Source organism: Protofrankia symbiont of Coriaria ruscifolia (assembly GCF_900634745.1).
In the GTDB taxonomy this organism is placed as follows: domain Bacteria; phylum Actinomycetota; class Actinomycetes; order Frankiales; family Frankiaceae; genus Protofrankia; species Protofrankia californiensis.
The window spans coordinates 21,849-37,061 of record NZ_CAAAFR010000072.1; the positions used below are offsets into that span (position 1 = coordinate 21,849).

The 15,213-nt window shown below is 68.3% G+C and carries 10 protein-coding genes and 3 pseudogenes; 6 read left to right on the forward strand and 7 right to left on the reverse strand.

Translation table 11 applies throughout. The features are described from left to right. The first annotated feature begins 500 nt into the window (after nucleotides 1-500). Nucleotides 501-1,934 carry an MFS transporter gene (locus CV1CTNOD_RS10280; RefSeq protein WP_131770031.1) on the forward strand — a complete coding sequence of 478 codons (1,434 nt, stop codon included), beginning with the start codon at nucleotides 501-503 and terminating at the stop codon, nucleotides 1,932-1,934. A 72-nt stretch (nucleotides 1,935-2,006) separates the two neighbouring features. Here CV1CTNOD_RS10280 and CV1CTNOD_RS10285 read toward each other — a convergent pair whose 3' ends face one another. The 5 genes and pseudogenes from CV1CTNOD_RS10285 to CV1CTNOD_RS27750 form a co-directional block, all read right to left on the reverse strand. Next, entirely contained in the window at nucleotides 2,007-2,924 is a 918-nt protein-coding gene (locus tag CV1CTNOD_RS10285; RefSeq protein WP_131785892.1) for an alpha/beta hydrolase, read from the reverse strand. 176 nt (nucleotides 2,925-3,100) lie between these two features. Continuing rightward, complete coding sequence (locus CV1CTNOD_RS10290) at nucleotides 3,101-4,159, reverse strand: alpha/beta hydrolase (protein ID WP_131785893.1); 1,059 nt, start codon at nucleotides 4,157-4,159, stop codon at nucleotides 3,101-3,103. Between the two features lie 3 nt (nucleotides 4,160-4,162). Continuing rightward, nucleotides 4,163-4,438, reverse strand: a complete 276-nt coding sequence (locus tag CV1CTNOD_RS10295; RefSeq protein WP_207386318.1) for a hypothetical protein — start codon at nucleotides 4,436-4,438, stop codon at nucleotides 4,163-4,165. A gap of 427 nt (nucleotides 4,439-4,865) precedes the next feature. Continuing rightward, nucleotides 4,866-5,090, reverse strand: a pseudogene (locus tag CV1CTNOD_RS10300) (transposase); the annotation flags it as partial. Between the two features lie 22 nt (nucleotides 5,091-5,112). Next, a pseudogene (locus tag CV1CTNOD_RS27750) lies at nucleotides 5,113-5,334 on the reverse strand (tyrosine-type recombinase/integrase); the annotation flags it as partial. A 143-nt stretch (nucleotides 5,335-5,477) separates the two neighbouring features. Between CV1CTNOD_RS27750 and CV1CTNOD_RS10310 the strand changes: the two are divergent. Both CV1CTNOD_RS10310 and CV1CTNOD_RS10315 read left to right on the forward strand, forming a co-directional pair. Then, nucleotides 5,478-6,074 (forward strand): TetR/AcrR family transcriptional regulator, encoded by a 597-nt coding sequence (locus CV1CTNOD_RS10310; protein ID WP_165034919.1) that lies wholly within the window; start codon nucleotides 5,478-5,480, stop codon nucleotides 6,072-6,074. Nucleotides 6,075-6,713: 639 nt separating this feature from the next. Then, nucleotides 6,714-7,454 (forward strand): AfsR/SARP family transcriptional regulator, encoded by a 741-nt coding sequence (locus CV1CTNOD_RS10315; RefSeq protein ID WP_131785895.1) that lies wholly within the window; start codon nucleotides 6,714-6,716, stop codon nucleotides 7,452-7,454. A 97-nt stretch (nucleotides 7,455-7,551) separates the two neighbouring features. Here CV1CTNOD_RS10315 and CV1CTNOD_RS10320 read toward each other — a convergent pair whose 3' ends face one another. Continuing rightward, the gene (locus CV1CTNOD_RS10320) at nucleotides 7,552-9,033 is read right to left on the reverse strand and encodes a glutamate synthase-related protein (RefSeq protein WP_131785896.1); all 1,482 of its coding nucleotides are present in this window, start codon (nucleotides 9,031-9,033) and stop codon (nucleotides 7,552-7,554) included. 134 nt (nucleotides 9,034-9,167) lie between these two features. Here CV1CTNOD_RS10320 and CV1CTNOD_RS10325 point away from each other — a divergent pair, with 134 nt between their 5' ends. Together CV1CTNOD_RS10325 and CV1CTNOD_RS10330 are read left to right on the forward strand one after the other, a co-directional pair. Beyond that, complete coding sequence (locus tag CV1CTNOD_RS10325; protein WP_131785897.1) at nucleotides 9,168-9,599, forward strand: hypothetical protein; 432 nt, start codon at nucleotides 9,168-9,170, stop codon at nucleotides 9,597-9,599. A 336-nt stretch (nucleotides 9,600-9,935) separates the two neighbouring features. Beyond that, nucleotides 9,936-14,477 carry an AAA domain-containing protein gene (locus CV1CTNOD_RS10330; protein WP_242606569.1) on the forward strand — a complete coding sequence of 1,514 codons (4,542 nt, stop codon included), beginning with the start codon at nucleotides 9,936-9,938 and terminating at the stop codon, nucleotides 14,475-14,477. A gap of 421 nt (nucleotides 14,478-14,898) precedes the next feature. Here CV1CTNOD_RS10330 and CV1CTNOD_RS10335 read toward each other — a convergent pair whose 3' ends face one another. Further along, on the reverse strand, nucleotides 14,899-15,153 hold the full coding sequence (locus CV1CTNOD_RS10335) for a hypothetical protein (protein ID WP_131785898.1): 255 nt from the start codon (nucleotides 15,151-15,153) through the stop codon (nucleotides 14,899-14,901). Between CV1CTNOD_RS10335 and CV1CTNOD_RS26485 the strand changes: the two are divergent. Further along, nucleotides 15,125-15,213: pseudogene (locus tag CV1CTNOD_RS26485) on the forward strand (IS6 family transposase); the annotation flags it as partial. The gene CV1CTNOD_RS10335 and the pseudogene CV1CTNOD_RS26485 overlap by 29 nt on opposite strands.

A 15,213-nucleotide genomic window follows, 5' to 3' on the forward strand; every position in this document is an offset into this window, starting at 1 on the left:
GTACATGTCGGTGCACGAGCCGGACAGGGTGCCCTTGCCGTGCCGGCCGCGCGTCAGGAGCCCCATCAGCCCACGGAACGTGCTGCAGTACCGCACCGCCTGCGCCCCGTCCGGTCCCGCAGGGCGGACAGTGGCTTGTCGGTCACGGCTGCTTCGTCGGCGAACGTGATCAGAGCGGCGAGACCGTCCCTGGTCGCGGCCTCGATCAACGACTCCCGGGTGGGGAAATGCCTGTACAGGGTGCCGATGGCGACCCGCCCGGGCGGCGATCTCTTCCAGGGGCGCCGCGGAGCCCCTGGCCTAGAAGGCCTCGCGCGCCGTCCGCAGGATCGCGTCGTGGTTGCGCCGGGCGTCCGCCCGGCGTGCCCTGCCGGCGACAGCGGGCTGTTCCTTCATCGGAGACCTCCACCTTGACAAGTCGAGGATAGCTCATATTATCGGGGCCGAACTCCTAAGGTGAGCCATCCTCAAAATAATCCCCGTCTGCTCCAGGAGGCATCGTGAGCACCGAAACCGGTTCCAGCACGACCACGACGGGCGGCGGTCCGCCCAGGGCGTGGGGGCTCGTGCTCGCCGCGATCGTCGGTGCCGAGTACCTGCTGCAACTGGACGGCACGATCGTGAACGTGGCGCTGCCGCAGATCCAGGCCCGCTTCGACGCCAGCATCACCACCGGCGCCTGGATCCTCAACGGGTTCTATCTTGCCTTCGGCGCGCTGCTCCTCGTCACCGGACGGCTCGGCGACGTGTTCGGCTACCGCCGGGTGTTCCTCTTCGGCATCGGCCTGGTGGCCGTCGCCTCGCTGGTCGCCGGTCTCGCGCAGGACGTCGCGGTGCTGCTCGTCGGCCGGGTGCTGCAAGGAGCCGGGGCGGCGCTGGCCGGCCCCAGCGCGCTGGCGCTGCTGACCGTCCTGTCCGAGGGGGAGCGCAGACAGCGGGCGTTCGGCCTCTACTCCACCGTCACCGCGCTCGGCTCGGCCTCCGGCATGGTGTTCGGCGGGCTGCTGACCTCGGCCGGCAACTGGCGATGGAGCATCCTGGTGAACGTCCCGATAGCCGCGTTGATCTTTGTCGTCGCCCTACGCGTACTCGGAACCCGAGACGCTGTCCGCAGCCAGCGTTCGCTGGGCATCCCCAGCGCGGCCCTGGCGACCGGGGCACTGACCGCCGGTGTGTACGGCCTGGTCCACGCGGCCGACACGGGCTGGCAGGATGCGGGGACGATCGCCCCGCTGGTGGCCGCCGTCGTGCTGTTCGCGCTCCTGCCGGTGGTGGACTCCCGCTCCCCCGAGCCGCTGCTGCCGGGCCGGATCTTCGCCCACCGGGACCGGCTCGGCGGCTTTCTCAACCTCACGCTGCTGGCCGCGGTGCTGGGCAGTTTCCTGTTCTTCCTGGCCCAGTACCTGCATGCCGTGCTCGATCTGAGCCCGGTGCGAACCGGCCTCGCGCTGCTGCCCTTCGCCATCTCGATCCTGCTCAGCGCCTCGATAATCACCAAGTGGGCCAGCTCGATCAGCCTCAAAGCCCGGGGTGTGGCGGGGCTCGCGGTGGTCGCGGTCGGCGTGGCCTGGCTCAGCCGGGTGGACGACGGTGCCGGCTACGCCTCCGCCGTGCTGCCACAGATTATCATCATCGGCCTCGGCGTCGGCCTGGCCATCGTCCCGTTCAACGTCGTCATCCTCTCCAGCGCCGACCCGCAGGACACCGGTGTCACCGCCGGGATCGTGCAGGTGGCCATCACCGTCGGCGGCCTGATCGGCATCGCCGTGTTCCTGCTGCCGTTCACCCAGGGCGCCGGCAGCGAGGTGGACCACTTCGCCCGGGTCTTCACCTGGCTCACCGCGCCGGCGGTCATCGGCATCCTGGTGTCACTGGGGGTTTGGTTCGGTCCCAGCCGGAGTAAGGCCCCGGCGACCGCCGACGCGGCCGGCTGAAACGAACGACCGGCCCGGCAGCGTGCGCGGTTTTTCGGACAGTGCGGCGGTCATGGTGTCCTCTTGTGCGGATCAGGTTTGGAAGAGTGCTTCCCTGAGGGCGGCCGGTACTGTTTCGGTGATCCGCTGACGTAGTCCCGGCCCAACGTCGCCGGCAAGGCCGTGCGTGACGCCTGGAAAGTGATGCAGCTCAACCGGAACGCCGGCCTGGATCAGGCGGAAAGCGAACTGCAGGGCTTCATCGCGGACCGCGTCGAGCTCAGCGACCGCGATGAAGGTGGGCGGCAGGCCTGCGAGGTCATCCGCCCGGGCCGGAGCGGCGACCGCCGGCACGTTGCCCGCGACATCACGCAGATAGGCGTCCCAGCATTCCCGTGCCAGCCGTGAACTGAGGTACTCCGGCTCCCACTGCCTGCGCATCGATGCGGTGTCGGCCTGATCGTCCAGCGAAGGTGTGACCATGTGCAGCAGGCGGATCGCGGGGCCGCCGTGGTCACGTGCCGCGAGAGCCACCCCGGTGGCCAGCGTCCCGCCCGCGCTTACTCCGCTCAGCGCGATCCGAGCGGGATCAATGCCGAGTTCGGCCGATTCGGCGGCCATCCAGCGCAGGACGGCGAGGCAGTCGTCGAACGCGGCGGGGAACGGATGCTCGGGCGCAAGCCGGTAACCCACCGAAATCACGATCGCGTTCAGCTTGACGGCCAGCGGCGCGACCAGGAAATGCACCATGTCAATGCTGCCGATCACCCAGCCGCCGCCATGGATGTAGAGCACCGCCGGCAACGCGGACGTCCGGTTGCGGGGCGCATAGCGGCGGACCGGCACCCGCAGTCCCGACACCGGATCGTGTGCTTCCAGGTTTTGCATGTCCAGTGCCTCGGTGCCGGGAAGCGGGTCCGGTTCCGCCAGCGGCAGGCGGCTTAGCGCGCCTCTGTCGGCAAGCAACTCGGCTAGTGTGCTCTCCACCGGCTCGGCCGAGATGCGTGTCATCGGTTTTCCCTTCGCTGGTGTCAGGACGGCTCAGCCGAGGCCGTACGGCCGCCCAGTCCACGGCCAGCGCTCTGGCAAGTCCCTCGATTCCGGCTTTCGACAGGTGTAGACGGACTCAGTCCGCGGCGCGTCGACGGCCGGCTCCAGGGGCAAGGCGGGGCATTTCCGAGCAGCGGTCATGCGGGTCCTCCGGTGTCGTCCGAAAACTGTGGTATCGAGTCCTGCGGGATCCGGGAGATGGCGGCGCCCAACACCACCCGGTCGTCTGTTTCGACCGACAGCGCACGGGCCAGCGCACGCAGCCGTTCTTCCGCCGCGCGCCGGGACACCGCAGCGAACGGCGCGAAGGTCTCGGCACCGTGAAAAACGCCGGGAAAGGAGTGCAGTTCCACACTCACCCCTGCGGCCAGCAACCGCAGAGCGTAGTGAATGCCTTCGTCCCGCAGCGGATCCAGTTCCATCGTGGTGAGATACGTCGGCGGCAGCCCGCGCAGCTCCTCGGCCCGAGCGGGTGCGGCGTAGGGCGGCACGTCGTCACCGCCAGGCCGCCGGGCCGGCCCCAGGTAGGCGGCCCACGCCGAAGCGGCGCCTGCCCGGTTGAACCCGGGAGTGTTCGTGTATGTCATCGCCGAGTGCGTGGCCAGCCGGTCATCCAGCATCGGCACGTCCAGCAGCTGGAACACCAGCGGAACCTCTGCTTTGTCCCGCACCAGCAACGCCGTTCCGGCCGCGAGCGCGCCGCCCGAGCTCGCGCCGCCGATAGCTATGCGCTCGGGGTCCAGGCCCAGTTCCCGGGCCGATCGGTAGACGTGACGCAGCGCCGCGTAGCAGTCTTCCACCGGGCCGGGGTAGGGCGTTGCCGGCGCGAGCCGATATTCGATGTTGGCGACCGCGATGTCCAACCGGGACGCGACTTCGGCGCAGAACGGGTCCAGCGCGGCCGCGTCGCCCGTGGTGAACCCGCCGCCGTGAATCCACACGAGCACCGGCACCGGGGCGGCCTTCGCGACGGGCCGCCACAGACGGACTGGCACCTGCGGCTCCCCCGGAGCCAACAGGTCCATGCTGTGCACCGGCGGCAGTTCTGCCGTAGCGACTTCGGCTGCGAGTGCGCGCTGAGCCTCGCCGTGGAGGAGGGCAAAGACGTGTTTTTCGTGGCTGAGCAAGGCACCGGCCACGTCGGCCAGCTCCGGGTCGATGGTGGGAAGACCGGGTTCCGAAGGCGATGCGGACATGATTCACTGCACCGCCACCGTGACAGCCACGCCGGGATTCTGCCGGTTTGGTGATGGTTGGCCGGGTCGCGGCAATCGGGGGCTGCTCCACTGGCGCACCAGGGGGCGTTCGACCAGCCGGTAGAGCAGCCAGACCCGGCGGCCGTCCCACCGGGTGACCTGGTTGACCGGTCCCCGCGTACCGATCGTCTTGTAGGAGTCCGGCAGGCGGTACGGACAGCTTCGGCGTTCCGGGGACAGGGGCGCTTCGGCCAGATGGGTCGACAACGTGGCCTCCATGGTGATGTGATCATAGATCCTGCGGAAAGGCGTGTGGGAAGGACTCCGCAGACAGTTAAAGGTGCGGCGGCGAGGCAGGCAATGACGCCCGCGCCGGATCCGCCCTTCTCTTAACAACCGCTTTAGAACCACGTTGGCGTGTGGACGCGTGCGCGATCGGGCTTCAGCGTTGAGTAAGGACCGCGTCAGCCGCCGGCCCCGGAATTGGCAGGACTGACATTCCAGTGATGGGAGAACGCATGCGCGCCCAGGGTGTCGTAGTCGGCGCCCGCTCGCCCGACCGGGCTGATGCCGGCCGGGGAGCTCGCGCTGTCCGGCGTTTCGCCCGTGGTTCTCGAACGACTTCCCGAACCCAGCCGGTAGCCCCGCGCGGTCACGTCCGACGACGTAGTATACGGAGGGTGATTCCGCGTGATCCTCGGTCAGGTTATGCGGTCAGGGCTTCTGGTGTCCCGCTGATCTCGGGCGTGTCGTGGGATTCCTGTGCCGAGTTGGCTTTGGCGAGGATTTCCAGGCCGATGTAGAGGTGGGTTTCGATCCACTCGTCGTGCTGTTCCGCGAGAACGGCGTCGACGAGGCGTATAGTAACGCCGCAGTCAGGGAAGATATCGATCACGTCGGTGAGCCGGCGGATCTCCTTGTTCAACCGTTCGTTGGTTATCTGGAGCCGATCAGAAGATCAAGGCTGTGACCTGCTGGTTTGTGTGGTGGGCAGGTTTTTGGACGGGCAGGCCGCAGAAGCCGTTGGGCAACGCCTGGGTGACTCGGCCGGGCCGCTGTTTGGCCCAGGCGGCTTCGGCAGGCGGGCCGTCGAGGTCGAGGACGACCCGCCGGCCGTGGATGTCGACCTTGTGGATGGCTTCCCAGCGGCGGCGGACGGTGGCGTCGTGCAGTCGCTCTGGTGACGTGGGACTGCTGGTCGGCGATCAGCCTGTGGAGCTCTTCGTCCCCGGGCGCGCAGCCGCCTCCCGGCCGGACTCCATAGGCTCATCAGGGATGCGGTCGAACCAGGGGAGGTTTCGCATGGGTGGCGGTACGCATGAGTGACCTGGCGGAGGCCACCGGACGACCGATGCGCTCCCACGCCCGGCGTAACCGGGAGCGGATCCTCGCCGTGGCCAGGGACGCCATGACCAGCCAGGACGACGAGATCTCCCTCAACGAGGTAGCCCGGCGCGCGGGTGTCGGCATCGGCACGTTGTTCCGGCACTTCGCCAGCCGGGAGGCGCTGCTGGAGGCCTTGGTGCACGACCGTACCGCCGCCCTCTGCGTGGAGGCGGACCGTCTGCTCGAAGCGGACGCTCCGGGCGCTGCCCTGGTCACCTGGCTGTCCGACCTGGTGGAGCACGTGGCGACCTACCGCGGTGTCGCTGCCGCGCTGCTCAGCGGGGCCCACGACGAGCAGTCCGCGCTGCATCGCTCCTGTCAGGGCGTGGACGACGCCGCCGCGGCGCTGCTCGCCCGGGCCCAGCAGGCCGGCGAGATCCGCGCGGACATCGGGATCGACGAAGTGATCTCCCTCGTCAGCGCGGTCGCCTGGGTCCGGGAACAGGCGCGGGAACGCGCCGGCCAGCTGGACACGCTGATGTCGGTCATCGCCGCCGGGCTCCGGTCATCCGGTGTCATAGCTTCCTGACCCACCCGGGTCTTGCAAAACGGAGCATCACACCGGTACGGTGCCAACGTTAACACACCGGACTGGTGGGGGAGGACGCGGCGAATGAAGTGCGGCGTCACGGCCCGTTCCCACCGGGACGATACCGGTCATTCGGATGCTGCGCCGGAGCCGCAGGCGACGCATCTGTTCCGGCGTCGCCACGTCGACTTCGGCATGGTGGTGAGCGCATCCTGTCCGGCGGCGCGGCTCCCCTCGCCCTGAGTCGGTCTTCCGGCGTCGATGGATAATCCGGCCACTTTCACCATCGGACCACCGCGTCCCGGGTCCGTTCCACCGCACGGTGAACGGGCGCGGATTGTTGTCACCTGACCCGGATCTGGTGGTTCTTTCCGTCGTCCCGTGGAACAACACACGGGATTTCCGTCACGATGCCCGGCGATGGCGTCAGCCTGCCCGGAGTCCGGTGTCGCCGCACAGCCGGTCCCGCGTTCCGTCATGCCCGCCTTCCGCACTCTCACGAATGGAACACGGTGCTTACCTCAAAATCCTTCCCCGGCCGGCCCTTCCGGAGAAAGGGCGTTCTCGTGGCCGTCGTACCCGCGGTGGCCGCGTTGGCCACGGCCTGCGGCGGTAGCGGCTCCGCGGAGGTCTGATCCCATGTTTCAGCTGCTGGGCCCGTTGCGGATAACTGAGAACGGCCGGGTGGCGTCGATCAACGCGCGGAAGGTGGCGACCCTTCTCGCGGTTTTCCTCATAAGGGCGAACGAGGTGGTGTCGACCGAACAGCTCGTCGCTGAGCTGTGGGGTTACTCGCCACCGCGCCGGGCCGTCGCCGGACTGCACGTCTATGTCTCGCAGCTGCGCAAGTTTCTCGCCGCCAATGGTAGGGACTGCGCCGATCTGGTGACCCGTTCGCCGGGCTATCTCATGCGGATCGGCCCGGACGAACTGGATCTGCCGGAGTTTCTGCGTCTGCTCGATGAGGGGCGCGGGGCATTCCGGGCGGGTGACTACGAGGTGGCTTCCACGGCGTTGACCCATGGCCTGGACCTGTGGCGCGGCCGGATACTGGAGGACCAGCGCGGCGGCGAGATCGTCGACGGCTTTGTCGCCTGGCTCGACGAACTGCGGCTGGAGTGTTGCGAGAAGCTGGTCGAATGCGACTTCCGGCTCGGTCGGCACCGTGAGCTGGTAGGGTTCCTGCGGAATTTGGTCGCCGAGTATCCGCTGCACGAGGTGTTCTACCGCCAGCTCATGCTGGCCCTGCACCGAAGCGGCCGGCGGGCCGCCGCACTGCAGGTCTACCAGCACGCACGGCACACCATCGTCGCCGAACTGGGGCTGGAGCCGAGCCGTGCCGTGCGCGAGCTGCACCAGGCCATCCTGGTGGACGACTGAGGTGGGACCACGCCGGTGCCGACCAAACGTCTCTACGATTCCCCGCCCGGCTGTGGTGCGCTGTGTCCCGCGGCGAACAGGTTATGTGATCGGCGCATCAGCCGCTTCGCTTTTCCGCGTTGCCGGCTCCGGGGGTGCTGAAGACCTCGCTGGCGGGCCGGGAACCGAAGTGCCCGTCGAGGATCTCGAAGGAGCCGAGAGTGACCAGGGCCGGATGGCTGACCGCGCAGGCGTGCGCGAGCCGCAGCAGTTCGTGCCGCAGTCCACTGACGTAGTTGGCGACCCGGGCCGCCTTGTCGTGGGGGTCGAGCCCGCGCGCCAGCCAGCGGGACTGGGTGGCCACCCCGGTGGGGCAGCGGCCGGTGTGGCAGCGCTGCGCCTGGATGCAGCCCAGGGCCAGCATCGCCTCCCGACCGACATTGATCAGATCACAGCCCATGGCCATGGCCAGCAGCGCGCTTTCGGGGAAGCCGAGTTTGGCCGAGCCGACGAAGACGATCCGCTCGTCGAGCCCGGCGTCGGTGAAGATTCCGTGGACCCGGCTGAAGCCGAGTTTGAACGGGAGCGCGACATGGTCGCTGAAGGCGAGCGGTGCCGCGCCGGTGCCGCCCTCGCCCCCGTCGATGGTGACGAAGTCGACCCCACGGCCGGTGACCACCATCTGGTCGGCCAGTTCCTCCCAGAAGCCCAGCTCGCCCACGGCCGATTTGATCCCGACCGGTAACCCGGTCGCCGCGGCGATCTCCTCGACGGTGTCGAGCATGCTGTCCACGTCACTGAACGCCGAATGGGTGGAAGGACTGATGCAGGTCTCCCCGGCCCGTACCCCCCGGATACGGGCGATCTCGGGAGTGACCTTCGCCGCGGGCAGGACACCGCCGATACCGGGTTTCGCTCCCTGGCTGAGTTTGATCTCCAGTGCGCGGATCGGATGCCGTTCGACGAGTTCCACGAGGCGCTCGAGACTGAACCGGCCATCGGGGGCACGACAGCCGAAGTAACCCGTGCCGATCTGGAAGACCAGGTCACCGCCGTGCAGATGGTGTTCGGACACTCCTCCTTCGCCGGTGTTGTGCAGACATCCGGAGGTGGCGGACCCCTCGTTGAGGGCGACGATCGCCGATGCGCTCAGCGCACCGAAGCTCATGCCCGACACGTTCACGACCGACGGCGGCCGGAACGCGCGCGTCCGGCCGCGCGCCGCGCCGAGCACCTTGCGGCATTCCAGCCGGTCGTCGTCGGGCGCGGGTGCCGGCAGCGGGAAAACCGCTGGTTTGATGATGAGATAGTTCGCCGACTGTTCCAGGTCGTTGTCCGTGCCGAAGCCGAAGCTGGCGTTGACCTGCTTTGCCGTGGCGTACACCCAGCGGCGCTGGTCGCGGCTGAACGGCCGCTCCTCGTCGTTGCTGGTCACGATGTACTGGCGCAACTCCGGGCCGACGTCCTCCAGCAGGAAGCGCAGGTGCCCGACGACCGGGAAGGTTCGCAGGATTGAGTGCTGGCGCTGTACAAGGTCGTAGAGCGCTACCGCGCACACCGACAGGACGATTCCCAGCGCTGTCCATCCGACCACCGTCACGCACCCTATTGAACCCGCAGCCGTGCCTGTCCTGGCCGTGGGTACCCGCGCGTGGTGACCACGGCTGCATCCAGCGGTCCGGCCTCGCCGGCCTGCCTGGGGTGGTGCGGGTCCTTCGTGACACGGAGCTCGGCATGGAACTCGACGACGCGATCGTCGACGTATCCGGCCCGGTGGCAGTTGTCATTGACGACGCCGAACTGCTCGCCGACGGCCTCGCCGCCGATGCTCTCGAACGGATAATCCGTGGTGCCCGCGACGACGGCAACCTGGTGATCGCTGCCGGCACCACCGAGGATCTGGCGGTCCAGCGCTACCGGGGCTGGCTCGCCACACTCAGGCGCGACAAGCACGGTCTTCTGCTCAACCCGTCGTCGTATGTGGACGGTGAGATCTTCGACGTCAGACTGCCCCGTTCAACCAGGGGCGGTTGGCCATCCGGCCGCGCTCTGTTGGTCGAACGTGGCTCCACCACGCCGGTACAGATACCTCTGTGGACGCCAAGCGACATTCAGCCCGGCTTCAGCCCCGGGCCTGGCTCGACGGCGTCGTTGCTCAGAGTGTGACGATGAAAACACAGACAGTCTGACCAGGCTGACAAGTAAGCGGCCCCGCTCGGGGGAGCGGACGGCGCGGGAGAAGAACCGGTGTGCTCGATGATGCGGCCATAGCCGGGACACAGCGGCGCCAAGGAGACGCGGTGGGCGGCAGCCCGCTCACGTCACGGCCGGTTCCGGTCGGCCGGGCCGATTCGGTTCCTCCCCGGACGAGACCGGCCGTAGTCTGCTCCATACGCGTGGTCGGCGACGACCTGCTCGGGCGATCCGTGCGGCGCGGGCCCGCTCTTCGTGGGCCGGGCGTATCGGACGTTGTCGGACCTGTCCGGTAGAAACGTCCTGTCCGTGACGGGTGAACGCGCGTGGGGAGACACGGTGGTCGGGCACGACGAAAAGGTGAAGGCGCGGTCGCTGCACCTTTTGGATTACTTGGCCGCGCTCGCGCTGGAGTTGTCCGCGAAACCGAAACGGCGGCTGGCGGAATACGACTCGCCGCTGATCCGACCGCATGATATTCCGACGCATACGGCGGTGGTCCTGGGTACGAGCGCGCTCCGGTCGGCTTGGCTGCGGGTGAGAAAGGTGGCGGAGCCGCCACCGCCGGCGTTACCGGCTCGTCTGGCGAACCACCTGGTGGATGCCACGGTCGACCTGCCCGACCCGCCGGCGCTGCCAGCGGATTTCGAGGAGACCTGCGCGCGTGACGGCGAGGATCCGCAGCACCTGCGGGCCGAGCTTTCCACCTGGATCGCCGGGCAGTGGGAGCCGTGGGCGAATACGGCCCGTCCCGCGCGCTCCGCCCGGCTGCTCTATCAAAGGCTGTACGACCTGCGGCTTCGGCTTGCGCGGGACAATGCCACGCATGAACTGGTATGGGGGCATGGCATTTTGTCCTGGGCTCCCGACGGGCAACCGATTGATCATCCTCTGCTCATCACCCGCCTGACGATTGAGATGGATCCCGACAGCGGAGACCTGAGCGTGGTACCGGACGGGTATCCCGGCATCGAGACCGACCCGTTGCACGGGTTGGGGATCGCCGCGCTCGACGAGCTGACCACGTTGCGCGATGCCGTCCGCGCGAGCCCGCCGGACCCGTGGAGCGAGGACGGGCTGACCGAGGTGTATCAGCAGGTCGTCGCCCCTCTGGGCCTCGACGCCCGGGTTCTGTCCGGCCCGCGGAGCCCGTTCGACGATCACGTCCCGCCGCCGGCGGCTGCGCCTGTGCTGGTGGACACCTGGGTGGTGTTCGTCCGGCCTCGTCCCGCGCTCTACCAGCGGTTTTACGCGGAACTGCGGCAGGTTCTCACCGAGCGTGACATGTTGCCGGAAGCGCTTGCCGCAGTCGTGGGTAACGACGGCGACAGCCGGGTCTCGGCCGGTGACCCGACCGCAACCGCGACACCCGATGACGGCGCCGGTCTGCTCGGGCAGCGGCTGCTGATGCCGCTGCCGACCAACGACGAGCAGGAACGCATCGCCATCCAGCTGGAACGGGCCCGCGGGGTGACGGTGCAGGGCCCGCCGGGCACAGGCAAGAGCCACACGATCGCGAATCTTGTGAGTCATCTCGTCGCCCACGGTCGGCGTGTGCTGGTCACGGCGCACAACGAGCAGGCCCTTGCCGTCCTTCGAGACAAGATCCCACCCGAGCTGCGCGACCTGTCGATCGCGGTGCTCGGCTCCACCTCCGCGGCCCTCGGTGAGCTCCGCGCCTCCGCACAAATGATCATGGATGCGGTGTCGAGTATCGACGAGCGGACCGAGCGCGCGACGGTCGCGGCGCTCGTCAAGAACCTCGACGCCGCTCGCGCCGAGCAACGTCGGCTGGAACTGCGGCTGGTCGACCTGCTCGCGGGCGAGGCCGCGGAGTTTCCCCTCGCCGACGGGCCGGCAAAGGCCGCGCGGGTGGCCGACTGGCTCGCCAGCCACGAAACCGACCGGGACCGCATACCGGACCGGCTCGCCGAGCACCAGCGCCCCCCGCTGTCGGTGGCCGAACTCGACGAGCTGATCCGGCTCGCCGCCATCACCACGGCGGACGTGACCGCGGCCCGCCACGATCTGCCGGCACGGCAGAGTCTGCCGTCAGCCGGCCAGCTCACTGAGCAATATCGGCTACTCGACGGGCTACGCGACGAGCTTGCCGATCTGGAGGCCCAGGGCGCCTCCTTCACCGCCATGGACACGTTGGGTGAAGATGCTCTTGCCGGTCTCGTCCGTGAGGTCCATGCGGCGGCGGCCCGTGTCTGCGCAGCCGAGGAGCCATGGCTGGCAACCGTACGCGCGCAGGTCGCGCAGTCGGAGGCATTCGCGGGTTTCTGGGCGGAGCAGGCCGACCAGCTCGCCGCTGATACCCGGCTGATCGTGGAGTTGCGCCGGGCGACCTTCGGCAGGACGGTCGTCGTCGCGGAAGGCGATCCCCGCGTCCAGGAAGCGATGCTCGATGAGCTTGCCGACAGATTCGCCGCCGGCAAGGGCGTCCCTCGGGTGGGGGGCAGGGATCTGCGCGCCTTTCACGCCGGTACCCGGCTCGACGGCCTCGAACTGCGCACGGCCGGCGACGCCGAGACGGTCCGGGCGAAGATCCGTGAGCGGACGACTGTCGCCGCCGCCGGACGCCGTTACCACGACCTGGTCGGCCTGGTCGGTGGGCCGCCGCTGTCGCCCGACTCGCCTGCGTTCGTACCGAGCCTGGAGAGCAACGTCGCCCGGTTGCGCGACGCGATTGCCTGGGAGGCCACCGACGGACCGGTGCTTCTGGGCCGGCTTCGCGCCGTCCTGCCCGGCATGCCCGCCCGGCCGACGGGCGCGCGGCTGACCGCCGCGGGCGCGATCCTGGAGGCGGCCGCGAAACGCGGGAGGGAACGCCAACTCACGGCGTGGTTCGACAACTGGCGTACATACCTCGGCAGCGGCGGTAAGCAGCCGAATCCGGGGCCCTTGTGGGGGATGCTGCGCGACATCCTCGACCGGCGTGACTTCCCCGCGTGGACGGCGGCGTGCGACGAGATCGGACGCCTTACCGACCTGCGACCGGCTCTGGACCGCCGTGACGCACTCGCCGAACGGCTCGCCGCTGCCGCTCCCCAGTGGACCGTGAAGATCATCGACAGCGGCGGGAACGCGGCCGTGTGCGGCTCGGCGTCGGACCTTCCCGAACTGTGGCGGTGGCGCCAGGCCCAGACCTGGCTGGACGCCCTGCTCGGACGCGGTGACGTTGCCGTACTCCAGCGCCAGGTCGCCGAGACGACGGCCGGTGTCCGCCGGCTCGTCCTCGACGTCGCCGTCCGGTCCGCCCGGCTTGGCATGAAGACCAACCTGCGCGAGGACCAGCGTCGCGCGCTGATGGGATGGCTGCAGGCGTTGGCGAGGATCGGCAAGGGAACCGGCAAGTTCGCCCGCAGGTGGGAGGCGGACGCGCGCGAGCAGATGCCCGACGCGATGGGCACCGTCCCCGTCTGGATCATGCCGATCCATCGTGTGCTGCAAAGTTTCGACCCACGCAGAACGGATCTCTTCGACGTCGTCATCGTGGACGAATCCAGCCAGTGCGACGTGCTCTCCCTCGGGGTGCTGGCGCTGGGTCGCAAGGTTGTCGTCGTCGGGGACGACAAGCAGATCAGCCCGGCGGCGGTCGGCGTCGACCGGTCCCGGGTGTTCCAGCTGATTGAAACGCATCTCCCCGACCTCGAGCAGCGCTCCCTCCTCGATGTCGAGGCCAGCCTCTACGACACCGCCACCAGGGTGTTTCCCGACGTGGTGCTGCTACGCGAACACTTCCGCTGCGTGCCGGACATCATCGAGTTCTCGAACCGTTTCTACGCAGGCAGAATCCTTCCCCTGCGGGAGGACACCGACCTCGGGATCGGCCCCCCGGTCCGCCCCGTCCGCGTTCACGACGGGGTCCGCACCCGCGGACAGTACGGGGATGTCAACGAGCCCGAGGCGCTCGCGGTGGTCCAACAGATTCTCGACTGCCATAACAATCCGGCGTACGACACAATGACCTTCGGTGTCGTCACTCTGCTCGGGAGCGCGCAGGGCCGCCTGATCGAACAGAATCTGCTCGCCGCGCTCGGGAGCGACGAATACGAGGAACGGCGGATCCGGGTGGGCGACCCGTACAACTTCCAGGGCGACGAGCGGGACGTCATCTTCATCTCCGTCGTCGCCGACGACAACCGGTCCGCCGCCACGAAAAAGGCCGACCAGCAGCGGATCAACGTGGCGGCCAGCCGCGCCCGCAACCAGCTCTGGATCTTCCACAGCGTGGATCCGGGCGTGCTGCACGTCGACGACGTGCGCGGCCAGCTTCTTACCTATGCCTACGGTGTCAACGACCCCCGGACGCAGGCCGCCACCCTCGAGGAACAATGCGAGAGCGATTTCGAAAGGCGCGTCCTGCGGGACCTGCTGCGCCGAGGCTACCGGGTACGCCCCCAGTACCCGGTCGGTCACTTCCGCATCGATCTCGTTGTAGAAGGTGAACACGACCGGCTGGCCGTCGAATGCGACGGTGAGCAGTTCCACGGCCCACAACAATGGGACGCAGACCTTCGCCGCCAGCGGGTACTCGAGCGGATGAAATGGAAATTCTGGCGAGTCCGGGGATCGGCCTACTACCGGTACCCGGAGGCCGCCCTTACCTCGCTGTGGGAACGACTCGACGAACTCGGCATCCACCCCGCCGAGGCCGCCGCGGTTCCGTCACAGCCACCACCGACCATCCGCGTCGACCCCGTCGACGCACGGGACGCCGAACCGTCTGCCCCAGGTATCCGTGGCCCTTCACCGGCCACGCACCATCCGGAACCTGATCCTGCGCATCCCGCGGTGCCGGAGCAACAACCCGCGTCACCTGTCCCGTTCCCGCTAGACACGTAGGGCGGTCGGATGAAGATCCGGAAATGCCAAGCTGTCGAGATCTGGCACCGTCGGCCCTGGCGGAAGGTGTAGCGCTTTGCCCTACGTTGGTGCCCTATGACATGTGAGGGGACGGGCCAGGGCTTCGTCAAGATAACAATCTGTCATAGATTGACACGTTACGTAGCCAGGAGTGGGAGGGCTCGATCACGGTCGCCAGCGATTCTCTCGGTAGCCTCCTTTATCTTATGTATTCCCTTGATGCGGAACAGCCCCATAACAAGGTTGCGGAGAGCGGCCATCGATTGCGGACCGTTCCCAGTCCAGGCTTGGCCGGCGTCTTCCCGCCATGCCCGGTCACCTCCAGTTTCGTCTCAGAACCGGACGTGCCACTCGTCGCGGCATCCGGCTCAAGCAGCCCACGAGGGCGGCGGGGCTCTGCTCAGGTGTCCGTTCCCTTTGCTGCGCCGTCTGGGTGGCGGCGGTGGCATTGGGTGTGTACGAGGCGGGTGGTGTTGTTCGTCCGGCCGTGGGTTCGCGTTGTGACGGCCTCGCGGGTCAGGGCGGTGCGGACAGCGGTGAACCAGGTTTCCCACGGGTCTGTTGCGTTGCTGAGGTCCGTCGTCTCGACGTCTGACCAGGCATGATCGAGTAATGCGTCGACGTCCCGTCCGCCGGTCCCGGCATCGGAGTTCACCGGCTTCCGGTTCCCCCTGAGGTGATCGTGCTGGCGGTCCGCTGGTATCTGCGCTACGCC